The 23,851-nt window shown below is 59.5% G+C and carries 24 protein-coding genes; 19 read left to right on the top strand and 5 right to left on the bottom strand.

Annotation, left to right across the window (positions count from 1 at the left end):
- The first annotated feature begins 96 nt into the window (after positions 1–96).
- From BLV61_RS18080 to BLV61_RS18090, 3 genes are read left to right on the top strand one after another with little or no spacing between them, the layout of a single operon-like run.
- Entirely contained in the window at positions 97–1,116 is a 1,020-nt protein-coding gene (locus tag BLV61_RS18080; protein ID WP_047534130.1) for an aminoglycoside phosphotransferase family protein, read from the top strand.
- Positions 1,113–1,784: an N-acetylmuramate alpha-1-phosphate uridylyltransferase MurU gene (gene murU / locus BLV61_RS18085; RefSeq protein WP_047534128.1), complete on the top strand. Its 672-nt coding sequence runs from the start codon at positions 1,113–1,115 to the stop codon at positions 1,782–1,784. The genes BLV61_RS18080 and murU overlap by 4 nt, the downstream gene beginning before the upstream one ends.
- A gap of 1 nt (position 1,785) precedes the next feature.
- Complete coding sequence (locus BLV61_RS18090) at positions 1,786–2,550, top strand: TerB family tellurite resistance protein (protein ID WP_047534126.1); 765 nt, start codon at positions 1,786–1,788, stop codon at positions 2,548–2,550.
- Between the two features lie 72 nt (positions 2,551–2,622).
- Here the strand turns inward: BLV61_RS18090 and BLV61_RS18095 are convergent, their stop codons facing one another.
- Complete coding sequence (locus BLV61_RS18095; RefSeq protein WP_090466774.1) at positions 2,623–3,615, bottom strand: alpha/beta hydrolase family protein; 993 nt, start codon at positions 3,613–3,615, stop codon at positions 2,623–2,625.
- A gap of 73 nt (positions 3,616–3,688) precedes the next feature.
- Here BLV61_RS18095 and BLV61_RS18100 point away from each other — a divergent pair, with 73 nt between their 5' ends.
- The 14 genes from BLV61_RS18100 (at position 3,689) to BLV61_RS18165 (ending at position 19,410) form a co-directional block, all read left to right on the top strand.
- The gene (locus tag BLV61_RS18100; protein WP_090466776.1) at positions 3,689–6,088 is read left to right on the top strand and encodes a PAS domain-containing sensor histidine kinase; all 2,400 of its coding nucleotides are present in this window, start codon (positions 3,689–3,691) and stop codon (positions 6,086–6,088) included.
- Positions 6,089–6,718, top strand: a complete 630-nt coding sequence (locus BLV61_RS18105; RefSeq protein ID WP_020798801.1) for a response regulator — start codon at positions 6,089–6,091, stop codon at positions 6,716–6,718.
- A gap of 267 nt (positions 6,719–6,985) precedes the next feature.
- Positions 6,986–8,110, top strand: a complete 1,125-nt coding sequence (locus BLV61_RS18110; RefSeq protein ID WP_047534120.1) for an ABC transporter ATP-binding protein — start codon at positions 6,986–6,988, stop codon at positions 8,108–8,110.
- A 48-nt stretch (positions 8,111–8,158) separates the two neighbouring features.
- Positions 8,159–9,202 carry an ABC transporter substrate-binding protein gene (locus tag BLV61_RS18115; RefSeq protein WP_047534118.1) on the top strand — a complete coding sequence of 348 codons (1,044 nt, stop codon included), beginning with the start codon at positions 8,159–8,161 and terminating at the stop codon, positions 9,200–9,202.
- 168 nt (positions 9,203–9,370) lie between these two features.
- Positions 9,371–10,618, top strand: coding sequence for an ABC transporter permease (locus BLV61_RS18120; RefSeq protein WP_047534116.1), 1,248 nt, complete (start codon positions 9,371–9,373; stop codon positions 10,616–10,618).
- Between the two features lie 12 nt (positions 10,619–10,630).
- Positions 10,631–11,455 carry an ABC transporter permease gene (locus tag BLV61_RS18125; RefSeq protein WP_047534114.1) on the top strand — a complete coding sequence of 275 codons (825 nt, stop codon included), beginning with the start codon at positions 10,631–10,633 and terminating at the stop codon, positions 11,453–11,455.
- 227 nt (positions 11,456–11,682) lie between these two features.
- Positions 11,683–12,831 (top strand): iron-containing alcohol dehydrogenase, encoded by a 1,149-nt coding sequence (locus tag BLV61_RS18130; RefSeq protein WP_090466778.1) that lies wholly within the window; start codon positions 11,683–11,685, stop codon positions 12,829–12,831.
- 91 nt (positions 12,832–12,922) lie between these two features.
- Positions 12,923–13,597 carry a ribulose-phosphate 3-epimerase gene (gene rpe, locus BLV61_RS18135; protein ID WP_033044299.1) on the top strand — a complete coding sequence of 225 codons (675 nt, stop codon included), beginning with the start codon at positions 12,923–12,925 and terminating at the stop codon, positions 13,595–13,597.
- Positions 13,594–14,412 carry a phosphoglycolate phosphatase gene (locus tag BLV61_RS18140; RefSeq protein WP_047534109.1) on the top strand — a complete coding sequence of 273 codons (819 nt, stop codon included), beginning with the start codon at positions 13,594–13,596 and terminating at the stop codon, positions 14,410–14,412. Before rpe ends, BLV61_RS18140 begins: the two co-directional genes overlap by 4 nt.
- Positions 14,413–14,482: 70 nt before the next feature.
- Positions 14,483–15,964, top strand: a complete 1,482-nt coding sequence (gene trpE / locus BLV61_RS18145) for an anthranilate synthase component I (RefSeq protein WP_090466780.1) — start codon at positions 14,483–14,485, stop codon at positions 15,962–15,964.
- A gap of 113 nt (positions 15,965–16,077) precedes the next feature.
- Positions 16,078–16,671 (top strand): aminodeoxychorismate/anthranilate synthase component II, encoded by a 594-nt coding sequence (locus BLV61_RS18150; RefSeq protein WP_090466783.1) that lies wholly within the window; start codon positions 16,078–16,080, stop codon positions 16,669–16,671.
- 9 nt (positions 16,672–16,680) lie between these two features.
- Entirely contained in the window at positions 16,681–17,730 is a 1,050-nt protein-coding gene (gene trpD, locus BLV61_RS18155; protein WP_047534102.1) for an anthranilate phosphoribosyltransferase, read from the top strand.
- Positions 17,727–18,563 carry an indole-3-glycerol phosphate synthase TrpC gene (gene trpC, locus BLV61_RS18160; RefSeq protein WP_090466784.1) on the top strand — a complete coding sequence of 279 codons (837 nt, stop codon included), beginning with the start codon at positions 17,727–17,729 and terminating at the stop codon, positions 18,561–18,563. The genes trpD and trpC overlap by 4 nt, the downstream gene beginning before the upstream one ends.
- A gap of 145 nt (positions 18,564–18,708) precedes the next feature.
- Complete coding sequence (locus BLV61_RS18165; protein ID WP_090466786.1) at positions 18,709–19,410, top strand: lipoate--protein ligase family protein; 702 nt, start codon at positions 18,709–18,711, stop codon at positions 19,408–19,410.
- Here the strand turns inward: BLV61_RS18165 and crp are convergent.
- The gene (gene crp / locus BLV61_RS18170; RefSeq protein WP_047534096.1) at positions 19,407–20,051 is read right to left on the bottom strand and encodes a cAMP-activated global transcriptional regulator CRP; all 645 of its coding nucleotides are present in this window, start codon (positions 20,049–20,051) and stop codon (positions 19,407–19,409) included. The genes BLV61_RS18165 and crp overlap by 4 nt on opposite strands.
- Before the next feature lie 227 nt (positions 20,052–20,278).
- Between crp and BLV61_RS18175 the strand changes: the two genes are divergently transcribed.
- Positions 20,279–20,701 (top strand): OsmC family protein, encoded by a 423-nt coding sequence (locus tag BLV61_RS18175; RefSeq protein WP_008061600.1) that lies wholly within the window; start codon positions 20,279–20,281, stop codon positions 20,699–20,701.
- Positions 20,702–20,939: 238 nt separating this feature from the next.
- Complete coding sequence (gene speD, locus BLV61_RS18180) at positions 20,940–21,734, top strand: adenosylmethionine decarboxylase (RefSeq protein ID WP_047534092.1); 795 nt, start codon at positions 20,940–20,942, stop codon at positions 21,732–21,734.
- An 81-nt stretch (positions 21,735–21,815) separates the two neighbouring features.
- Here the strand turns inward: speD and coq7 are convergent, their stop codons facing one another.
- From coq7 to BLV61_RS18195, 3 genes are all read right to left on the bottom strand, one after another.
- Entirely contained in the window at positions 21,816–22,463 is a 648-nt protein-coding gene (gene coq7, locus BLV61_RS18185) for a 2-polyprenyl-3-methyl-6-methoxy-1,4-benzoquinone monooxygenase (RefSeq protein WP_090466788.1), read from the bottom strand.
- A 176-nt stretch (positions 22,464–22,639) separates the two neighbouring features.
- The gene (locus BLV61_RS18190) at positions 22,640–22,978 is read right to left on the bottom strand and encodes a histidine triad nucleotide-binding protein (protein WP_047534088.1); all 339 of its coding nucleotides are present in this window, start codon (positions 22,976–22,978) and stop codon (positions 22,640–22,642) included.
- 81 nt (positions 22,979–23,059) lie between these two features.
- Positions 23,060–23,848, bottom strand: a complete 789-nt coding sequence (locus BLV61_RS18195) for an SDR family NAD(P)-dependent oxidoreductase (protein ID WP_047534086.1) — start codon at positions 23,846–23,848, stop codon at positions 23,060–23,062.
- Positions 23,849–23,851 lie beyond the last annotated feature (3 nt).

Consider the following 23,851-nt stretch of genomic DNA (forward strand, 5'->3'; position numbering starts at 1 on the left):
CGCGGTGTGGGCCGCACGCCTCTCGATGGTCTGAAAAAGATGCTGGATAATAAAGCATGACCCGCTTGACGGCTAGCGCCGTCGGAGACCCTTGCAATGCCTGACCAAGATGTACGTTTGCAACACCTGAAAGTTTGGCTCGATGAGCAATTGGCAAACCTTTATACAGAACAGGGTTGGGGTGCCGTACCCCCGGCCACGTTGACCGCGGCCAGTAGCGACGCGAGTTTCCGGCGTTATTTTCGTTGGGAAGGTGCAGGTAAAAGTTTCATCGTGATGGATGCCCCGCCGCCTCAGGAAAACTGCAAACCCTTCGTGGATATCGCTTTTTTACTGGCGAAATCCGGAATAAATGTGCCGAAAATTTATGCCGAGGACCTCGAGCGTGGTTTTCTTTTGCTCAATGACTTGGGCAACAAGACGTATCTGGATGTCATCGACAGCGAAAACGCCGACGATTTGTTCACCGATGCGCTGCAAGCACTGCTGGCGTTTCAGCAGTTGCCGATGGTTGCGCCACTACCGAGTTATGACGTGGCGCTGCTGCGTCGCGAACTGGAACTGTTCCCGGAGTGGTACGTGAAGCGCGAGCTGGGCATCGAGTTCGACGCCGCGCAGCAAGTGCTTTGGCAGCAGGTCAGCGATCTGTTGATCGACAGCGCACTGGCCCAGCCGAAAGTCCTCGTACATCGTGACTATATGCCACGCAATCTGATGCTCAGCGAACCGAATCCCGGCGTGCTGGACTTCCAGGATGCTGTTTATGGTCCGGTGACTTATGACGTGACTTGCCTGTTCAAGGATGCCTTTCTCAGTTGGCCCGAGGAGCGTGTGCATGGTTGGCTGGAAAGTTACTGGCAGCAGGCCCGGGCGTTGGATATTCCGGTTCAGCCCGATTTCGAAGATTTCCTGCGCGCCAGTGATTTGATGGGCGTGCAACGACATCTGAAAGTGATCGGCATCTTCGCCCGCATCTGTCACCGCGACGGCAAGCCGCGTTACCTGTCTGATGTGCCGCGATTCTTTGCTTATATAGACGCCGTGATCGCGCGTCGTCCGGAGTTGGCTGAGCTGGACGTTTTGCTGGCCAGTCTGCGTGCTGGAGTCAAGGCATGAAGGCAATGATTCTGGCAGCGGGCAAGGGCGAGCGCATGCGCCCCCTGACGCTGACCACGCCAAAGCCGCTGGTTCGTGCAGGCGGGGTGCCCCTGATCGAGTATCACCTGCGGGCCCTGGCGGCGGCAGGGTTTGACGATATCGTGATCAATCATGCCTGGCTGGGCCAGCAGATCGAAGACTATCTGGGCGATGGCTCGCGATACGGTGTGCACATCCAGTACTCGCCGGAAGGAGAACCGCTGGAAACAGGAGGCGGGATTTTCCGCGCTTTACCGTTGTTGGGTGATGAGGCTTTTGTGGTGGTCAATGGGGATATCTGGACCGATTACGACTTCAGCGTGTTGCATCAGCCAATTGTCGGTCTGGCTCACCTGGTACTGGCGAACAACCCGGCCCATCATCCGGCCGGGGATTTTCAATTGATCGACGGGCAGGTGCGCGACAGTCAAGCGGATGCGCCCACGCTGACCTACAGCGGTATCGCGGTGCTGCATCCGCAGTTGTTCGAAGGCTGCTCTGCCGGGGCGTTCAAACTGGCACCATTACTGCGCTCGGCTATGGCGAGCGGGCAAGTGTCCGGCGAACGGCTGAACGGGCAGTGGGTCGATGTCGGCACTCACGAGCGATTGGCGCAAGTCGAAACTCTGATTGAAGCGAGACGCTGACATGCTGTGGCCAGGGACTCTGATTGGAGCCGGAGCGGGTTTTGCCATCGCCAGCATTCCTGGGGCCATGCTGGGTGCGTTGTTGGGGCAGGCGCTGGACCGGCGCCTGCACTTGCAGAGCTGGGGGCACTTGCTTGAAAAGCTTGGTGGCCGCCCGGCGCTGCGCAACGATGAACTGTTGTTTGTTTTATTGGGGCGATTGGCCAAGAGCGACGGGCAGGTTGTGGATGGCCATATTCAGCAGGCGCGGCAGGAAATGCGGGCGCTGGAGATGAACGAATCGGCTCAGCGTCGGGCGATAGCAGCGTTCAATCGCGGCAAGTCGGGCAATGATCGGTTGCGTGGTTATCTGCGCCGCTTGAGTGCGCAACCCCATGCGGCAGAAGGGGTATTGCGCGCCTGTTGGCGGATGATCTGGGCGGACGGCCGGGCCGGCACCCGTGAGCGGGAGTTGATTGCTCAATGGGGGCGGTGGCTGGGCTGGCGGTCGCATCAGGTGCAGGCGTTGGCGGCGGACTATGAGCCGCAAAAGCGATCAGTGGCGAACAAAGCAGCCACCTATCAAGACGCCATGCGGCTGTTGGGCGTGTCAGCCACCACTGAGCCGGCGCAGATCAAGCGTGCCTATCGCCGCCTGCTCAGTCGTCATCATCCGGACAAAGTCGCCGGAAGGGGGGCGACGGAACTTCAGGTCCGCGAAGCGACCGAGAAAACTCGTGAATTGCAGGGTGCTTATATGCTGATTCGTCAGCGGCGGGATTTTTGATAGCGGCAACGGTGTGTATGGCTCGTGATGCCTGTATCGCTGGCAAGCCCGCGATACAGGCGACCCGGTCACTCAGTCTGCTGCGGTTTGTGGACTTAACCAACCCCGAACCCGGCGCACCAATTGTTCCTGCTCCGCCTTGGCATTGCCCGGTAATGCCTTGAGCGACACCTGGCTAAACGCCGAAGACTTCAAGCGTTTGCTGGCCTGCAAACGGGCGAGCGCCGCATCGCGGTCCAGGGGTTTGTCCTTATAGTAAATGTCGGCGGTAGGCAGTTTCAGGGTTGGCGTGAGCTCGTCCAGTTCGGGTTTTGCTTGAACCGGCGTCTGCGCGGCAACCATGACGAACCGCTCGACCTGCGATGTCTGTTTTTCGCTCAGGTAGCGTGCCGCCCAGTAAGCGCCAGTGCCGTGTCCCAATACGACGATGCTGCGCGCGCTTTGCTGTTCAGCGAACGCAATCGCGGCGTCGATACGGGCGAAGATTCGCTCGGCATCGGCCTTGGCCTGCTCTTCCGTGGTTTCGGCGATAGCCTTGTCGGCCACGTCCGCTTCGCCACCAGCCGCCTGTTCGATAGGGGGCGCGGTTGTCGAATCCTTGCTGCCGGTGTCCGCCGCCTTGGGGGCTGGCGCCACTTCAACGATGCGCGGCGCAATGGCATCGCTTTGCAGGTCCGGCAAGGTGATACTCAGGCTGCTCCACGCGGCGTTCGGCAAGTTGCGCCGTAAAGGGCCGATCGCTTGAGGCCAGTCAACGGTTTCGCCCGCGCCCGGGATGATAATCACCGCACCTTTGGGTTCGGCCGTATTGGCCGGTTTCCACAAGGCCAGGAAAGTATCGCCGCCCGCTTGCAGTTGCTGCTGTTCCTGAGCCGGGATTTTTCGCTCGAGTGCTGTCGCTTCTTCCTGACTACGCTCAGGCAAGGGCTGGCGTTCGACCGGTTTTTCTTCGGCGGGCTTTTGCGCGGCGTCGGGTGCCGGGTCGGCAGCTTCGACCGAAAAAGCGCAAGGCAGGATCAGCGACAGGCACAATGCTGGCAGTGCCAGGCGGTAGACAGGGGGCATCGGATATTCCAGGCCAGAAGTAATTCCGGCAGCCTAATGGGTTGGTCAGTATTTGTCAGTGTGTGAGAGTTCGATGATGCGTTTTCGCTGCCTGTGGGTTATCGGCTGTTTGTGGTTTCCCTTGATGGGCTGGGCGGCAGTCATGCCCCCGGCGCACGTTGCAATCTTGTCGCCCAAGCAGCAACAGTGGCTGGCCCGGCAAGGAGAATTGCGGGTCGGGCTGGTGTTGCAAGCGCCCTATGCGCAATACGATCGCCGCTTGCAGCGGCTGTCCGGGGTTAACGTCGAGCTGATGAAATGGCTGGCCAAGTCGCTCAAGGTCGAACTGACCTGGCGTAACTTTCCCGACCTTGAGCAGTTGGAAGCCGCTGCGCGCCAGGGCGAAATCGACATCGCGCCCGGGTTGACCCAGACGCCTGTTGGTCTGCGCCTCTGGCAGTTTTCCGACCCATACATGCGCGTGCCTCAATTGGTGGTCAGCGACCAGAAAAGCACCGGCGCGGTTGAGCTGGAAAAACTCGACAGCCAGAGCCGCGTCGCCATACGCATGCCCAGCGTCACTGCCGATTACCTGCGCAGCAACTACCCGCATTTAAACCTGCAAGGCGTTCCGGTCGAGCGTCAGGCGTTGCAATTGTTGTTGAGTCAGCAAGCGGCCTACGCCGTCGTCGATGAGGCGCAATTGGGGCGTCTGTCTGTCGAGCCGGAGTTCGCCGGGCTGGTCGTCGTGGGCGACATCGGCTTGCCCCAACTGCTGCGAATCGCGACGCGGCGCGACCTGCCGGAGTTGGCAGGCATCGTCGAAAGCGCATTACGGGCAATCCCGGCCAAGGATCTGGAGACCCTGCACAACCAATGGCTGCAGCCCAAGTACCCGCGGCTCACCGAAACACCGGGCTTTTGGCAAAACCTTTGCCTGCTGTTGCTGGTGTTGGCATTGAGCAGCATGGCCATCGTGTTTTGGCAGCGCCGTCAGCAGCTCAGCCTGGAGCAACGACTGGCGGCGGCGCAGCAAGACATTGCCTTGCGTGCCGCCAGTGAAGAAGCCTTGCGGCTGACGCAGTTTTCCATCGATCAGAGCACCGTCGGCATCCTCTGGGTCAATTGGGACAGTCATGTGCGCTACGCCAACCGAGCGGCCGAAAGCATGTTGGGCTATTCATCGGGGGGAATCATCGATCGCCCCCTGATCGACTTCGAGCCCGGTCTGAACATGGATCGCTGGTTGAACCTGTGGAAACTCGCCAGGGCCAGCGACGACGCCCCGCAAAGTTTCGAAACCAATTGCCTGCGGGCCGACGGCAGCATCCTGCCGGCCGACGTCTCGCTGAGTTTCCTGCGTTTTCGCGATGGCGAATACCTGGTGGTTTACCTCACCGATGTCACCGAGCGCCGCCGTGCCCTGGCCGCGCTGCAGGAAAGCGAAGCGCGGCTGCAAGGGATCGCGGCGAATGTGCCTGGACTGGTCTTTCGCCTCGAGCGGGCGCCGGTGACCGGGCAGATCGACTTTGCCTATATCAGTGAAGGCAGCGAGAGTCTGGTGGGGTACTCGCCGGCCACCCTGGCCCATCGCGACAAAGGCCTGCGCAGCCTGGTGCACCCGGACGACAAAGCCAGCTATCACCAGACCCAGGACCACGCCCTGGACACCGACAGCGACTGGTCATGGCAAGGGCGAATCCTGACCCGTCAGGGCGAGCAACGCTGGGCGGAAATCAAGGCGATTACCCGGCGACTCGAGGACGGCGCGTACGTATGGGATGGCATCGTCTGGGACATCAGCGAGAGCAAGCGCATCGAACTGGAGCTGGCCAGTTCCCGGGAGCAACTGCGGGAACTGTCCGCGCACTTGGAGAGCGTGCGTGAAGAGGAAAAGGCCCACATCGCGCGGGAAGTCCACGACGAGCTGGGGCAGATGTTGACCGTGCTCAAGCTGGAAACGTCCATGTGCGAACTGGCCTACGCCCAGCTCGACCCCGGCCTGAACGAACGCCTGAACAGCATGAAGCGCCTGATCGCGCAGTTGTTCCAGCTGGTGCGTGATGTGGCGACAGCGTTGCGGCCACCGATTCTTGATGCCGGGATTGCCTCGGCCATTGAATGGCAGGCCCGTCGCTTCGAGGCGCGCACGCAGATTCCTTGTCTGGTGCAGGTGCCGGACAATTTGCCGGTGCTCAGTGATGCCAAGGCGATTGGCCTGTTCCGTATCCTTCAGGAAGCACTGACCAATGTCATGCGCCATGCCCAGGCGCATACTGTAGAACTGACACTGGCCCTTGATGGCAATGAGTTGTGTCTGACCATCAGCGATGATGGCGTAGGATTTGTTGCAGCCGCGGGCAGGCCGACCTCCTTTGGGGTGGTCGGCATGCGCGAGCGAGTGTTGATCATGGGCGGCCAATTGTCGCTTGAGAGTGAGCCGGGCGAGGGCACGACCCTGATCGTGCGAGTGCCGTTGGATGAGGAGAAGTAAGTGATCCGTGTACTGGTAGCCGAAGACCACACCATCGTCCGCGAAGGCATCAAGCAATTGATTGGCCTGGCCAAGGATCTGCTGGTGGTGGGGGAGGCGAGTAATGGCGAACAGTTGCTCGAGACCTTGAGACATGTGCCCTGTGAAGTGGTGCTGCTGGACATCTCCATGCCGGGCGTCAACGGCCTCGAAGCGATTCCACGGATACGTGCGCTGAACAATCCGCCGGTGATTCTGGTGCTGTCGATGCACGACGAAGCGCAAATGGCGGCGCGGGCGTTGAAGGTCGGTGCCGCAGGTTATGCCACCAAGGACAGCGACCCGGCCTTGCTGTTGACCGCTATCCGCCGGGTTGCGGCGGGTGGGCGCTATATCGATCCGGACCTGGCCGACCGCATGGTCTTCGAAGTCGGCCTGACCGATTCGCGCCCCTTGCACTCGCTGCTGTCGGAACGTGAGTTTTCGGTTTTCGAACGCCTGGCCCAGGGGGCGAACGTCAACGACATCGCCCAGCAATTGGCGTTGAGTAGCAAGACCATCAGCACCCACAAGGCGCGGTTGATGCAGAAACTCAACATCACTTCGCTGGCGGAACTGGTGAAGTACGCGATGGAACACAAACTCCTCTGAAGCTGTGGGAGCGAGCAAGTTCGCTCCCACAGGTTTAGTGTTCACATACCCATTTGCGACACATGGTTTCAGCGCTTTTGCCTTTGCTTGCTGCTTCTGGCTGACAGCTTGCCGCTGCGTATGCCAAAACGCGCCATTCTTGTAGGGCAATCCCTACCCCCAACCTTCCATCCGTCTGAGGCGATTCTCTCCTGCACCCCGATTTGCGTGGTCCTCAGCGTCCACTAGGCTTAGTCCACAGCAGTCATCAACAACAAAGGTGTGGGTATGAGCCAGGTCGATTCAAGTGCAGGGGCCAATGATGTTCTGGTCAGCTTTCGTGGAGTGCAGAAGAGCTACGACGGCGAGAACCTGATCGTCAAAGACCTCAACCTGGATATTCGCAAAGGCGAATTCCTCACCTTGCTCGGGCCATCCGGTTCCGGCAAGACAACCAGCCTGATGATGCTTGCCGGTTTCGAAACACCGACCGCCGGCGAGATCCTCTTGGCTGGTCGCGCCATCAATAACGTGCCGCCGCACAAACGCGACATTGGCATGGTGTTCCAGAACTACGCGTTGTTCCCGCACATGACGGTCGCCGAGAACCTGGCGTTCCCGCTCACGGTGCGTGGCATGAACAAGAGCGATGTGGGCGACAAGGTCAAGCGTGTACTGAGCATGGTGCAACTCGATGCCTTCGCTCAGCGTTATCCGGCACAACTTTCCGGTGGTCAGCAGCAACGTGTGGCATTGGCCCGCGCACTGGTGTTCGAGCCGCAACTGGTGCTGATGGACGAACCCCTCGGCGCGCTCGACAAGCAGTTGCGTGAACACATGCAGATGGAAATCAAACACCTGCACCAGCGTCTGGGCGTGACCGTGGTCTACGTGACCCACGACCAGGGCGAAGCCCTGACCATGTCTGACCGCGTGGCGGTGTTCCATCAGGGTGAAATCCAGCAGATCGCGCCACCGCGCACGCTCTACGAAGAGCCGAAAAACACCTTCGTCGCCAACTTCATCGGCGAGAACAACCGTCTCAATGGCCGTTTGCACAGCCAGACCGGCGACCGCTGCGTGGTGGAACTGGGACGTGGTGAAAAAGTTGAAGCGCTGGCGGTGAATGTCGGCAGGACCGGCGAACCCGTCACCCTGTCGATTCGTCCGGAGCGCGTGAGCCTCAACGGCTCCAGCGAGTCCTGCACCAACCGCTTCTCGGGACGGGTGGCGGAATTCATCTATCTGGGCGACCACGTCCGGGTTCGCCTTGAAGTCTGTGGCAAGACCGACTTCTTCGTGAAACAACCGATTGCCGAGCTCGATCCCGGGCTGGCGGTCGGCGATGTGGTACCGCTTGGCTGGCAGGTCGAACACGTTCGCGCGCTCGATCCCCTTCTAGAGGCGAACTGATCGCCCCGGCAATACCAACACCAACCCTGCACGTGGAGAGAACAATAAATGTTGAGATCCCTGAAATTCACCGCTCTGGCACTGGGCATGATGGGGGCAGCGAGCGCAATGGCCGCTGGCCCTGACCTGACCGTGGTGTCCTTCGGCGGCGCGAACAAGGCAGCGCAGGTCAAAGCTTTCTATGCACCGTGGGAAGCGGCAGGCAACGGCAAGATCGTGGCAGGCGAGTACAACGGTGAAATGGCCAAGGTCAAGGCCATGGTCGACACCAAGAGCGTGTCCTGGGATCTGGTGGAAGTAGAGTCGCCAGAGCTGTCCCGTGGTTGTGACGAAGACATGTTCGAGCCGCTTGATCCGAAGTTGTTCGGCAAGACCGAAGACTACGTCAAAGGCGCGATCCAGCCGTGCGGCGTGGGTTTCTTCGTATGGTCGACCGTGCTGGCCTACAACGCCGACAAGCTGAAAACCGCACCGACCAGCTGGAAGGACTTCTGGGACACCAAGCAATTCCCGGGCAAGCGTGGCCTGCGTAAAGGCGCCAAGTACACCCTGGAATTTGCTCTGATGGCCGACGGCGTTGCGCCGAAAGACGTCTACAAAGTGCTGGCCAGCAAAGACGGCCAGGACCGTGCGTTCAAGAAACTCGATGAGCTCAAGCCAAGCATTCAATGGTGGGAAGCCGGCGCTCAACCGCCGCAATACCTCGCTTCCGGCGACGTGGTCATGAGCTCGGCCTACAACGGTCGTATCGCTGCCGTGCAGAAAGAAAGCAACCTGAAAGTCGTGTGGAACGGCGGTATCTACGACTTTGACGCATGGGCCATTCCAAAAGGTCTGGACAAGGCGCGGGCGGAAGCGGCGAAGAAATTCATCGCCTTCTCCGTACAGCCACAGCAGCAGAAGACCTACTCGGAAAACATCGCCTACGGCCCGGCCAACACCCAAGCCGTACCGTTGCTGGCCAAGGATGTCCTGAAAGACATGCCGACCACCCCGGAAAACATCGCCAACCAGGTGCAGATCGACGTCAGCTTCTGGGCTGACAACGGCGAGCAACTGGAACAGCGCTTCAATTCCTGGGCCGCGAAGTAAGCAAACCCCGTGGTTTGAACGCCGCAATCCTTGTGGGAGCGAGCTTGCTCGCGATAGCAGTGGGTCAGTCAACATTGATGTTGAATGTTATGCCCCCATCGCGAGCAAGCTCGCTCCCACAGGTTGTTTGTATGCCTCTGTAACGATCAAAGATTTCCGGAGTACGCCATGGCTATCGCCGTTCCCCTGAACGCGGGCACTGATCCCACCTTGAAGCAACGGCTCAAGCACGCCGAGCGGGTCAACCGCTGGAAGGCCCAGGCCTTGATCGCGCCGCTGGTGCTGTTTCTGTTGCTGGTGTTCCTGGTGCCAATCGTGGCGCTGCTCTACAAAAGTGTCGGTAACCCGGAAGTGGTCGGCGGCATGCCGCGCACCGTGACGGCTATCGCCAGTTGGGACGGCCGTGGCCTGCCCGCTGAGCCGGTCTACAAGGCCGCCAGCGAAGACCTCGCCGAAGCCCGCAAGAATCAGACCTTGGGCGACCTGTCCAAGCGCTTGAACATGGAATTGGCCGGCTATCGCAGCCTGTTGACCAAAACCGCACGTGCCTTGCCGTTCGCCACCGAGCCGACCTCTTATAAAGAAGCGCTGGAAGGTCTCGACGAGCGTTGGGGTGACCCGGCCTATTGGCAAGCCGTACGCCGTAACACCAGCAGCATTACGCCTTACTACTTGCTGGCTGCCGTCGATCACCGTATCGATGACCTCGGCGAACTGGCCCCGGCCACTCCGGATCAGGCCATCTACCTCGACATCTTCGCCCGGACTTTCTGGATGGGCCTGGTCATCACCGTGATCTGTCTGGTACTGGCCTATCCATTGGCCTACCTGCTGGCGAACCTGCCATCGCGTCAAAGCAACCTGCTGATGATTCTGGTGCTGCTGCCGTTCTGGACCTCGATCCTGGTGCGGGTCGCGGCGTGGATCGTGCTGCTGCAGTCGGGGGGGCTGATCAACAGCGGCCTGATGGCCTTGGGCATCATCGATAAGCCGCTGGAGCTGGTGTTCAACCGCACCGGTGTCTACATCTCGATGGTGCACATCCTGCTGCCGTTCATGATTCTGCCGATCTACAGCGTGATGAAAGGCATCTCGCCGACCTACATGCGTGCGGCGATTTCCCTCGGTTGCCATCCGTTCGCAAGCTTCTGGCGGGTGTACTTCCCGCAGACCTATGCCGGTGTCGGCGCCGGTTGCCTGTTGGTGTTCATCCTCGCCATCGGCTACTACATCACCCCGGCGTTGCTGGGCAGCCCGAACGATCAGATGGTCAGCTACTTCGTCGCCTTCTACACCAACACCAGCATCAACTGGGGCATGGCGACCGCACTGGGCGGGCTGCTTCTGCTGGCAACGGTCGTGCTTTATCTGATTTACAGCTGGCTGGTAGGCGCCAGTCGCCTGCGCCTGAGCTAAGGGGAGAACGAAATGCTGAGTCCTTATATGTCGCCCATTGAGCGGGTGTGGTTCTACAGTTTGCGGATTCTCTGCGGCCTGATTCTGTTGTTCCTGATCCTGCCGGTACTGGTGATCATTCCGCTGTCGTTCAACTCCGGCAGTTTCCTGGTCTACCCGCTGCAGGGCTTCTCGCTGCAGTGGTACCACGATTTCTTCGCTTCGGCGGAGTGGATGCGTGCGCTGAAAAACAGCATCATCGTCGCCCCGGCGGCCACGGTGCTGGCGATGGTCTTCGGTACACTGGCGGCCATTGGCCTGACCCGTGGCGACTTCCCCGGCAAGGCGCTGGTCATGGCGCTGGTGATTTCGCCGATGGTGGTGCCGGTGGTGATCATCGGTGTGGCCAGCTACCTGTTCTTTGCGCCGCTGGGCCTGGGTAACAGCTTCTTCTCGTTGATCGTGGTGCACGCGGTACTGGGCGTGCCGTTCGTGATCATCACCGTGTCGGCGACGTTGCAGGGGTTTAACCAAAACCTGGTGCGCGCCGCTGCCAGCCTCGGTGCTTCGCCGCTGACGGCGTTTCGGCGGGTAACCTTGCCGCTGATCGCTCCCGGTGTGATTTCCGGTGCATTGTTCGCCTTCGCCACCTCGTTCGACGAAGTCGTGGTGACGCTGTTCCTCGCCGGTCCAGAGCAAGCGACCTTGCCACGGCAGATGTTCAGCGGGATCCGCGAAAACCTCAGCCCGACGATTGCCGCTGCGGCGACCTTGCTGATCGCTTTCTCGGTGATCCTGCTGCTGACCCTGGAATGGTTGCGTGGGCGTAGCGAGAAACTGCGTACTGCGCAGGTCTGACGCCACTCGACCCACTGTAGGAGCTAGCCTGCTCGCGATGAACTCAACGATAACGCGGGAAACCTGACATCCCGCGGCGCTCTCAGGTTCATCGCGAGCAGGCTCGCTCCTACAGGTGTTATTGGTGGTTCTCGGGCTCGTCGGTCATTCACGACCTGAATACCAGACAACCCCAAATCCCCAGCTACTCTTGTGCCCAGCTCCCCTATCTATAAGAGGCTGCGCACATGAGTCTTTCCTCTTTCAAAATCGCTCACAAACTGATCACCGGCGCCGGAGCCATCGAGCAACTGGCGGCTGAGTTGACGCGTCTGGACATCGACAACCCGCTGATCGTCACCGACGCCGCCCTGGTCAAATCCGGCACGGTGCAACTGGCGCTGGCGCAGTTGGGGGAGCGTACTTACGAAATCTTCGACCGGGTTCTGCCGGACCCGGAAATCGCCATCGTTGAAGACTGCATGCGGGTCTACCGCGATGGCGGGCATGACGGCTTGATCGGTCTGGGCGGCGGCAGCGCCATCGACATCGCCAAGAGCGTAGCGGCGTATGCCGGTTATCACGGCGCGCTGGAGGATTTGTTCGGCATCGACCAGGTGCCGCGCAAAGGCCCGCCGCTGATCGCCATCCCGACCACCGCCGGTACCGGCTCGGAAGTCACCAACGTGGCGATCCTCTCCGACAAGGTCGCGCAGTTGAAGAAAGGCATCGTCAGTGACTACCTGTTGCCGGATGTTGCGCTGGTCAGCCCGCAGATGACCCTGACGTGTCCCCGCAGTGTCACAGCGGCCAGTGGTGTCGATGCGCTGGTGCATGCCATCGAGTCTTATTTGTCACTGAATGCGTCGGCGATAACCGATTCCCTGGCCATCGGGGCCATCAAACTGATCGTCAGGGCGCTGCCCAAGGCCTATGCCAATCCTTCCAATCTGCAGGCCCGCGAAGACATGGCTACCGCCAGCCTGATGGCCGGCATGGCCTTTGGTAATGCCGGTGTCGGTGCGGTCCATGCGCTGGCGTATCCGCTGGGCGCGCGTTACAACATTGCCCACGGCGTCAGCAACGCCTTGCTGCTGCCCCATGTCATGCACTGGAACAAGATGGCCTGCTTCGAGCGCATGCAGGACATTGCCGAGGCCATGGGGGTGAAGACCGCTCATCTGAGCGTCACGCAAGCGGCCGATAAAGCCGTGGAAGTCATGACCGAGCTGTGCGCGGCGGTGGAAATCCCCTCAGGCCTGCGCAGCTTCGGGGTTCCCGAGGAGGCCATTGCGACCATGGCCTTGGAAGCGGCGGGGATTGAGCGCCTGATGCGCAATAATCCGCGCAAACTGAGTGCGGTCGATATCGAGAAGATCTACCGCGCGGCGTACTAGGCACAACCCAATCATCGCGGTCACGGTGCGCGCGTCAAAGCATGAGGTATACAATGCGCGCCATCGTGATTCTGCTCAGAAAAGGTGCGTCATGCAGCCCTTCGTAATTGCTCCGTCGATTCTCTCCGCCGACTTCGCCCGCCTGGGTGAAGAAGTAGACAATGTCCTGGCCGCTGGGGCCGACTTCGTGCACTTCGATGTCATGGACAACCATTACGTGCCCAACCTGACCATCGGCCCGATGGTGTGCTCGGCACTGCGCAAGTACGGCGTCACCGCGCCGATCGACGCGCATCTGATGGTCAGTCCGGTGGACCGCATCGTCGGTGACTTCATCGAAGCGGGCGCAACCTACATCACCTTCCACCCGGAAGCCACGCAGCACATCGACCGTTCCTTGCAACTGATCCGCGAAGGCGGTTGCAAATCGGGCCTGGTGTTCAACCCGGCGACCCCGCTGGACGTGCTCAAGTACGTGATGGACAAAGTCGACATGATCCTGCTGATGAGCGTCAACCCGGGTTTCGGCGGGCAGAAGTTCATCCCCGGCACCCTCGACAAGCTGCGCGAAGCGCGGGCGCTGATCGATGCTTCCGGTCGCGACATCCGCCTGGAAATCGACGGTGGCGTGAACGTGAACAACATTCGTGAAATCGCTGCGGCCGGCGCCGACACTTTCGTCGCCGGTTCGGCCATTTTCAACGCGCCGAACTATCAGGAAGTGATCGAGAAGATGCGTTCCGAACTGGCGCTGGCTCGTCCATGAGCGGTTTTGAGCAGCTGTTCCCGGGAAGCCTGCCAAGGTTAGTGATGTTCGATCTGGACGGCACGCTGATCGATTCGGTCCCTGACCTCGCAGCGGCTGTGGATAACATGCTGCTCAAACTCGGCCGTCAACCCGCGGGTATCGAATCGGTGCGCGAGTGGGTGGGTAACGGTGTCCAGATGCTGGTGCGCCGGGCCCTGGCCAACAACATCGACGCCGAAGGTGTCGATGAGGCCGAAGCCGAACATGCCCTGGAGCTGTTCAACGGCTTCTATGAAGATGGTCACGAGCTGACCATGGTTTACCCCGGCGTACGCGATACCCTGAAGTGGCTGCACAAACAGGGTGTCGAGATGGCGCTGATCACCAACAAGCCGGAACGCTTCGTCGCGCCGCTGCTTGATCGGATGAAGATTGGTCGGTATTTCCGCCTGATCATCGGCGGCGACACCCTGCCGCAGAAAAAGCCGGACCCGGCCGCCCTGTTTTTCGTGATGAAAATGACCAATATCCCGGCTTCGCAGTCCTTGTTCGTCGGCGATTCGCGCAGTGATGTGCTGGCGGCGAAAGCGGCGGGGGTCAAGTGCGTCGCCCTGAGCTACGGCTATAACCATGGTCGTCCGATCGCCGAGGAATCGCCGGCACTGGTGATCGACGATCTGCGCAAGCTAATTCCCGGTTGCCTGGATCCGGCGGCTGAGATAACGTTGCCCGACGCTGTTCAATCCCCTCCTGGAAATTCCATCGTGGTGGTCACTCGCAAACTCTGGATGAAAGTCATCAAGGCCCTGGCCCGCTGGCGTTGGCGCGCCTGACTTGTTCCTGGCCGGATATCCGGCGCGTTTGCATACCTGACTGTTAGACCCTCAAGCCACGAGGCACCTCATGATCCGCGAAGAATTCCTGCGTTTGGCCGCTGCCGGCTACAACCGCATCCCGCTTGCCTGCGAAACCCTGGCCGACTTCGACACGCCGCTGTCGATCTACCTGAAACTGGCCGATGAGCCCAATTCCTACCTGCTGGAGTCAGTCCAGGGCGGGGAGAAGTGGGGCCGTTACTCGATCATCGGCCTGCCATGCCGCACCGTGCTGCGGGTTCACGACCATCACGTCAGTGTGACCGTCGATGGCGTCGAGACTGAAAGTCACGACGTGGAAGACCCGCTGGCCTTCGTCGAAACCTTCAAGGCCCGCTATAACGTACCGACCATCGCCGGTCTGCCGCGCTTCAACGGCGGCCTGGTGGGTTACTTCGGCTACGACTGCGTGCGTTATGTGGAGAAGCGTCTGGGCAAATGCCCGAACCCGGATCCGCTGGGCGTGCCGGACATCCTGCTGATGGTTTCCGACGCGGTGGTGGTGTTCGACAACCTCGCCGGCAAGATGCACGCTATCGTCCTGGCCGACCCGGCACAGGAAGACGCCTTCGAACAAGGTCGTGCACGCCTGGAAGAACTGCTGGAAAAACTGCGTCAGCCGATCACCCCGCGCCGTGGTCTGGACTTCAGCAAGCAGCAATCGGCCGATCCGGTGTTCCGCTCCAGTTTTACCCAGGATGATTACGAAAAAGCCGTCGACACCATCAAGGAATACATCCTGGCTGGCGACTGCATGCAGGTTGTACCGTCCCAGCGCATGTCGATTGACTTCAAGGCTGCACCCATCGACCTGTACCGCGCGCTGCGTTGCTTCAACCCGACGCCTTACATGTACTTCTTCAATTTCGGCGACTTCCACGTCGTAGGCAGTTCGCCGGAAGTGCTGGTACGGGTCGAAGACAACCTGATCACGGTGCGCCCGATTGCCGGTACCCGCCCGCGCGGGGCCACCGAAGAAGCCGATCTGGCTCTGGAAAAAGACCTGCTGTCCGACGATAAGGAAATCGCCGAGCACTTGATGTTGATCGACCTGGGCCGTAACGACACCGGTCGGGTCTCGGAAATCGGTTCGGTGAAGCTCACCGAGAAGATGGTCATCGAGCGTTACTCCAACGTGATGCACATCGTGTCCAACGTCACCGGGCAATTGAAGGCCGGGCTGACGGCGATGGACGCCCTGCGGGCAATCCTGCCGGCGGGCACTTTGTCGGGCGCACCGAAGATTCGCGCGATGGAAATCATCGACGAGCTGGAACCGGTCAAGCGTGGTGTCTACGGCGGTGCCGTCGGCTACTTCGCCTGGAACGGCAACATGGACACCGCCATTGCAATCCGCACGGCGGTGATCAAGAACGGCGAGCTGCATGTGCAGGCCGGTGGCGGCATCGTCGCCGACTCGGTGCCGGCGCTGGAATGGGAAGAAACCCTGAACAAGCGCCGCGCGATGTTCCGCGCCGTTGCCCTGGCTGAACAAACTCCAGAAAGCTGACCCATGGACTGACCCGTATGCCGGCCGCCTCGACCGATCGAGCGCAGGCCGCAGCGGGTGGTTCATCCGAAGGCTGCATTAGAAGTCAGTGAATTCAAGAGGTTCTTAACGCCATGTTGCTGATGATCGATAACTACGACTCTTTTACCTACAACGTTGTGCAATACCTGGGTGAGCTGGGCGCCGAGGTCAAAGTCGTGCGCAACGATGAACTCACCATTGTTGAAATCGAAGCCCTCAACCCTGAGCGCATCGTGGTGTCTCCCGGTCCTTGTACACCGACCGAAGCCGGTATTTCGATTGAGGCGATCAAGCACTTCGCCGGCAAACTGCCGATCCTCGGCGTGTGCCTGGGCCATCAGTCCATCGGCCAGGCCTTTGGCGGCGATGTGGTCCGTGCCCGCCAGGTCATGCACGGCAAGACCAGCGCGGTATTTCACGAAGACAAAGGCGTGTTCGAGGGGCTGAATCATCCGCTGACGGTCACCCGCTATCATTCCTTGATCGTTAAGCGTGAAACGCTGCCCGATTGCCTGGAGCTCACCGCCTGGACTCAGCTCGAAGACGGTTCGGTGGACGAGATCATGGGGCTGCGCCACAAGACCCTGAACATTGAGGGTGTGCAGTTTCACCCGGAGTCTATCCTCACCGAACAGGGTCACGAGCTGTTCGCGAATTTCCTCAAACAAACCGGCGGCACGCGCTAAGGACTTTTCATGAATATCAAGACTGCCCTGAGCCGTATCGTCGAGCAACTCGACCTCAGCACCGATGAGATGCGCGATGTGATGCGCGAAATCATGACCGGACAATGCACGGACGCGCAGATCGGCGCGTTCATGATGGCCATGCGCATGAAGAGTGAAAGCATCGATGAAATCGTTGGTGCCGTGTCGGTCATGCGTGAGCTGGCGGACAAGGTCGAGCTCAAGACACTCGACGGTGTCGTCGATGTGGTCGGTACCGGCGGCGACGGCGCCAATATCTTCAACGTGTCGACCGCCGCCGCCTTCGTGGTTTCGGCGGCCGGCTGCACCGTGGCCAAGCACGGTAACCGTGCGGTTTCGGGCAAGAGCGGCAGTGCCGATTTGCTGGAAGCCGCCGGTATCTACCTGAACCTGACGCCGGTCCAGGTGGCGCGTTGTATCGACAACGTTGGTATTGGTTTCATGTTTGCCCAGACTCATCACTCTGCGATGAAATACGCCGCGAGTCCGCGTCGTGACCTGGGCCTGCGTACGCTGTTCAATATGCTCGGCCCGCTTACGAATCCGGCCGGTGTGAAGCATCAAGTGGTCGGCGTATTCACTCAGGCGTTGTGCCGGCCTTTGGCTGAAGTGTTGCAGCGTCTGGGCAGCAAGCATGTGCTGGTGGTGCATTCGAAGGACGGTCTGGACGAGTTCAGCCTGGCTGCGCCAACCTTTGTTGCCGAACTCAAGAATGACCAGATCACCGAATATTGGGTCGAACCGGAAGATTTGGGCATGAAGAGCCAGAGCCTGCATGGCCTGGCGGTGGACAGCCCGGCGGCGTCCCTTGAGCTGATCCGCGATGCGCTGGGCAAGCGCAAGACCGAAAACGGTCAGAAAGCGGCTGAGATGATCATGCTCAATGCCGGTGCCGCCTTGTACGCCGCCGACCATGCCAGCAGTTTGAAAGAGGGGGTTGCCCTGGCGCACGATGCGCTGCACACCGGTCTCGCTCGGGAAAAACTCGAGGAGCTGGGTGCATTTACCGCGGTATTCAAAGTGGAGAATGAGGGATGAGTGTACCGACGGTTCTGGAAAACATTCTGGCGCGCAAAGTCGAGGAAGTTGCCGAGCGCAGTGCTCGCGTGAGCCTCGCCGAGCTGGAAAGCCTGGCCAAGGCGGCCGATGCACCCCGTGGTTTTGCCAAGGCTTTGCTGGCTCAGGCCAAGCTGAAACAGCCGGCGGTCATTGCTGAAATCAAAAAAGCATCGCCGAGCAAAGGTGTGATTCGGGAGAACTTCGTTCCCGCCGCTATCGCCAGGAGCTACGAGAAAGGCGGCGCCACCTGCCTGTCAGTGCTCACCGATATCGACTATTTCCAGGGCGCTGATGAGTACCTGCAGCAGGCACGTGCCGCGTGCAAACTGCCGGTGATTCGCAAGGATTTCATGATCGATCCCTACCAGATCGTCGAGGCTCGTGCGCTGGGCGCGGACTGCGTGCTGTTGATCGTCTCCGCTTTGGACGATGTGAAAATGGCCGAGCTGGCGTCGGTGGCGAAAAGCGTCGGCCTTGATGTTCTGGTGGAAGTTCACGATGGCGACGAGCTGGAGCGGGCCTTGAAAACCCTCGACACGCCGCTGGTTGGCGTGAACAACCGCAACCTGCACACTTTTGATGTCAGTCTGGAAACCACCCTCGACCTGTTGCCGCGGATCCCGCGCGATCGTCTGGTGATCACCGAGAGCGGCATCCTCAACCGTGCCGACGTCGAATTGATGGAAATCAGCGACGTTTACGCGTTCCTGGTCGGCGAAGCATTCATGCGTGCCGAAAGCCCGGGCACTGAACTGCAGCGCCTGTTCTTTCCGGAGCGTGGCACTCCTGTCAGTGGTTCTACACTCGACTGATCACCCGCAGATCGAGTCGACCCTATCGCGAGCAGGCTCGCTCCCACAAAGATTCTGCCAACACCAGGGATTCAATGTGGGAGCGAGCCTGCTCGCGATGGCGGCATAAGAAACACCACAGACGATAAGTCCTACGGAATACCTTATGACCTCACTTGTTTCCCTGACCATCGAAGCCGGCCTGCAAGCCGAACAGGATTTGTTGGCGTCGGTCTGCGCCGGCGCCTCGGAGTTCGGCCTGCTGTTCTGGCAACCGAGTGATCGCGCATTGGTCATGCCGCGCCGCTTGAATCGTCTGCCCGGTTTCCAGCACGCCTGCGAAGTTTCTGCCACCGCCGGCTGGCCAGTGCTGTTGCGCGAAACCGGCGGTGAACCTGTGCCGCAATCGGCATCGACGATCAACATCGCACTGGTCTACGCACCACCGCGCGGCGAGGGGGATCTGAACCGCATCGAGTCCGGTTACCGTCGGCTGTGCGACCCGATCTGTCAGTTGCTGGATGAACAGGGCGGTACGTCGTCGCTTGGGGAAATCGAAGGCGCATTCTGCGACGGCCGTTTCAACGTCAACCTCGACGGCCGCAAGATGGTCGGCACGGCCCAGCGGTGGCGCCAGAGCCAGGGTGGCCAGCGCCCGGTGGGGCTGGTGCACGGAGCCATGCTGCTGGATAACGAGCGTGAATCGATGGTTGCCGCAGTCAACCGCTTCAACGAGGCCTGCGGTCTGGAGCAGCGAGTACGCGCCGAAAGTCATATCGCTTTGCATGAAAAGTTTACGGCACCAGACGCGCTGAAGCGTCTCGATGAACTCTATCAACAAATGCTGACGCAGATGTTCAGCGCTTAGCGTGTACCGAAGACCACCATGGTCTTGCCTTTGACGTCCACGAGATTGCGTTCTTCCAGGTCCTTGAGCACGCGGCCGACCATCTCACGGGAACACCCGACAATCCTTCCGATTTCCTGACGGGTTACTTTGATCTGCATGCCGTCGGGGTGGGTCATCGCATCGGGCTGTTTGCACAACTCCAGCAGGCAGCGGGCGACACGCCCGGTGACGTCGAAGAACGCCAGGTCGCCGACCTTTCGAGTCGTGTTACGCAAACGTTGTGCGATTTGTCCGCTTAACACGTAAAGAATGTCTGGATCTTGCTGGGACAATTCGCGGAATTTCGCGTAGCTGATTTCCGCGACTTCGCATTCGACCTTGGCGCGTACCCAGGCGCTGCGCTGCTGTTCCAGGCCTGCTTGTTCAAACAGACCCAGCTCACCGAAAAAGTCCCCGCCGTTTAGGTAGGCGATGATCATTTCCCGGCCGTCGTCATCCTCGATCAGGATGGTGACCGAGCCTTTAATAATGAAAAACAGGGTTTCCGAGCGGTCACCGGCACAAATGATATTGCTCTTGGCCTGATAGCGACGACGCTGGCAATGCATCAACAATTTGTCGAGGTTTTTGATCTTGGGGGGTAGGGCAATCGCAACCATGGTTGTATTCCGAAAAAACTGCACGGTGTAGTTGGTTTTTTATGCATCGCGAAGCCGCGGCAACCTGGCTGTGCGCCAGCGAATTGGCGCCAGCTTAACAGACGCTTCCTGCAATATTCGAGAATTTACCTACAGCTCAGGAGGTTATGTCCTAGGAAGGCGAGCGCTGTCAATCACGGGGCCTGTGCTAAGCTGGCGACCCTTTTTTATACAGTGGAGTCTTGGCGATGAAGGCACGCATCCAATGGGCTGGCGAAGCCATGTTTCTCGGCGAATCCGGTAGTGGTCATGTCGTGGTCATGGACGGTCCGCCCGATGCTGGCGGTCGTAACCTGGGTGTTCGGCCGATGGAGATGCTCCTGCTGGGCGTTGGCGGTTGCAGCAATTTCGACGTGGTCAGTATCCTCAAGAAGTCCCGTCAGGCCGTCGAGAGTTGCGAAGCCTTCCTCGAAGCTGAGCGTGCGACCGAAGATCCAAAGGTCTTCACCAAGATCCACATGCACTTTGTGGTCAAGGGCCGCGGCCTGAAAGAAGCCCAGGTCAAGCGTGCCATCGAACTGTCTGCCGAGAAGTATTGCTCGGCCTCGATCATGCTCGGTGCGGCCGGTGTCGAGATTACCCACGACTACGAAATCATCGAACTCGGTTGAATCGACATTCAACTATCATAAAAGCAGTGCAGACTCTGGCGATCCCAAGCCGACGTCTGCATAATGCGCCACTTTTTTCAGGGTAGTGGCCAGTCCTCCGACAGGCCGCGCACCCGAACAGACAACCAAAATCGCCATCGCGAAGAGGTGTTAACCGTCCTACGCAGGTGCGTCCTTCGCATCTGACGGGCATGCTTGATCACGCGGCCGGGCCGCAATACATAGAGAGTTTTTAACGGTGAAAAGCAAACTCAAGCTCCACGGGTTCAATAACCTGACAAAGACCTTGAGCTTCAACATCTATGACATCTGCTACGCGGAAACCCCGCAAGACCAACAGGCTTACGTTGAGTACATCAATAAAGAGTACAACGCCAAGCGCCTGACGCAGATCCTCACAGAGGTTGTCGATATCATTGGTGCCAACATCCTGAACATCGCCAGTCAGGACTATGAGCCGCAGGGCGCCAGCGTCACGATTCTGATCTCTGAAGAACCGGTGACCCCGACTGACAGCCAGATCGAAGAATCTCCGGGCCCGTTGCCCGAAATTATTCTGGCCCACCTCGACAAGAGCCACATCACGGTGCACACCTACCCGGAAATCCATCCGGTCGACGGCATTGCAACCTTCCGTGTGGATATCGATGTATCGACATGCGGGGTCATTTCACCGCTTAAAGCGCTCAACTTCCTGATTCATCAGTTCGATTCGGACATCGTGACAGTGGATTACCGTGTGCGTGGTTTCACCCGCGACGTTGAAGGCAAAAAGCACTTCATCGACCACGAGATCAATTCGATTCAGAACTATCTTTCCGACGACACCCGCGACGCGTACCAGATGACCGACGTGAACGTGTATCAGGAAAACCTGTTCCACACCAAAATGTTGCTGAAGAACTTCGAACTGGATAACTACCTGTTCGGTGACGCCACCAGCAATCTGTCCTCTGAGCAGCGTGCCCAGGTGACCGACCGTGTGAAACACGAAATGCTCGAAATTTTCTACGCGCGCAATATGTCGAGCTAAGACCACCGAGCACAAAAAAGGCGACTACCTTGCGGCAGTCGCCTTTTTTATTGCTGGCGCGGGCGCCTGTCAAAAACGGAGTCAGATCCGATAAGTACTCTTGGTCATGACCTTGGCCAACAAGCTCATGCCGAACTTCACCGGCGCCGGAAAGCGGAAACCACCCGCCTCGCGCGCGCTCTCGGCATGTTGTTCTTCATCAAGGCGCATCTGCTCAAGAATCGCCCGGGACTTTTCATCTTCGGCTGGCAGTTGCTCAAGGTGTTCGTTCAAATGCTTGCATACCTGATCTTCGGTCGCTGCAACGAACCCCAGGCTGACTTTGTCGCTGATCAACCCGGCGACCGCACCAATCCCGAAGGACATGCCGTAAAACAGCGGATTGAGAATGCTGGTATGGCTACCCAGCTGATGAATGCGCTGCTCGCACCAGACCAGATGGTCGATTTCTTCTTCGGCGGCATGCTCCATGGCGGCACGCACCTTCGGCAGCTTGGCGGTCAGGGCCTGACCCTGGTACAGCGCCTGGGCGCAGACTTCACCGGTGTGGTTGATGCGCATCAGGCCGGCAACGTGCCGAGTGTCTTCATCGCTCATCTTCACATCCGGCTGCACGATGGCAGGCGACGGACGGTACGGCTGACCACTGAAGGGCAGCAAAGTACGCATTGCGGCATCGGCTTGCAGCAGAAGGCGGTCAATTGGCGAGTAGTGACGCTGGGTAGTCATGCTGACCTCCGGGGGGAATCTCGGCGGCCAGTTTAACTCAATCGGCCGTGGAAGGTTTGCGCTGGGTCATTTCCGGTGGGGCGATAGCAAACCTGTAGAAGCTCGGCTTGCCGGCGATAGCGACCTCACTGATGCCATCGTCGGTAAGTCGGGCTCCCACTAAGTCGGGTTATCAATCAGCCCGGCGGCCAGTGCATCTGACGCTGACCCAGCACGTGCATGTGAATGTGGTAGACGGTCTGGCCACCCAGTTCATTGCAGTTCATGACGACGCGGAAGCCGTCTTCGCAACCCAGTTCCTTGGCCAGGCGCTGGGCCGTGAACAGGATATGCCCGGCTAATGCCTTGTCGTCCTCGGTCAGGTCGTTCAGGGTGCGCACCGGTTTTTTCGGAATCACCAGAAAATGCACGGGCGCCTGTGGGGCGATGTCGTGGAAGGCCAGTACCTGGTCGTCCTCGTAAATGATCTTCGCCGGGATTTCCCGGTTGATGATCTTGGTGAACAGAGTATCCACAGCTGTTTTCTCCGTTGTTTGGGCTGGCCTGAGTGTACTCATGGGTTTTGCCCGAGCCCAGCGTTTTACCTTGCAGGTCGATCAGCGCGGGCAGTGAGCCTTGATGACCATGCCAGCGATTGTCCGGGTCAGCCACCGCGAGCCGAAGCGGGGCAGGGCAGCGAGCCAGCGGTTGCGTCGTCCCGGGATGATGATTGCGCGATTTTTTTCCAGGGCCCGCACCGTATAGAGTGCAACTTCTTCCGGACTCATCAGCAGTTTGCTGTCGGCCAGTTTGTCGGTGTTCAGTTGTGCGGTGCGGAAAAAGCCTGTGCGCGTCGGGCCAGGGCAGAGCACTGATACGTTGACCGCGCATTTTTTCAGCTCGACGCGCAGGCCTTCGGAAAAATGCAGCACGTAAGCCTTGCTGGCGTAATACGTACTCATCCACGGGCCGGGCTGGAACGCCGCAAGCGAGGCCACATTCAGAATCTGTCCACCGCCCTGTAGCGCCATGCTGTTGCCGATGGCATGGCACAGGCGAGTCAGGGCCAGGATGTTCACTTCGATCAGATCTTGTTCAGTCATCCAGTCCTGGGCCAGGAATGGGCCGCAAGTGCCAATGCCGGCACAATTGACCAGCAAGTCGATTTGCCGGTCACCTTCCTCCAGTTCCAGCAGGAACCCGGAGAGCCGCAGCGGCTCACCCAGGTCACAGGCACGGAACAACACTTCCACGCCAAAACGTTGGGTCAGTTCAATCGCAATACTTTCCAGCTGATCACGCTGGCGGGCCACCAGAATCAGGCTGCGGCCACGCCGGGCCAGCGCTTCGGCCATCGCCAGGCCGATGCCGCTGGAAGCGCCAGTGATCAGAGCGTAACGGGTCATGCA

The sequence above is a fragment of the Pseudomonas mohnii genome, assembly GCF_900105115.1.
Lineage (GTDB): Bacteria > Pseudomonadota > Gammaproteobacteria > Pseudomonadales > Pseudomonadaceae > Aquipseudomonas > Aquipseudomonas mohnii.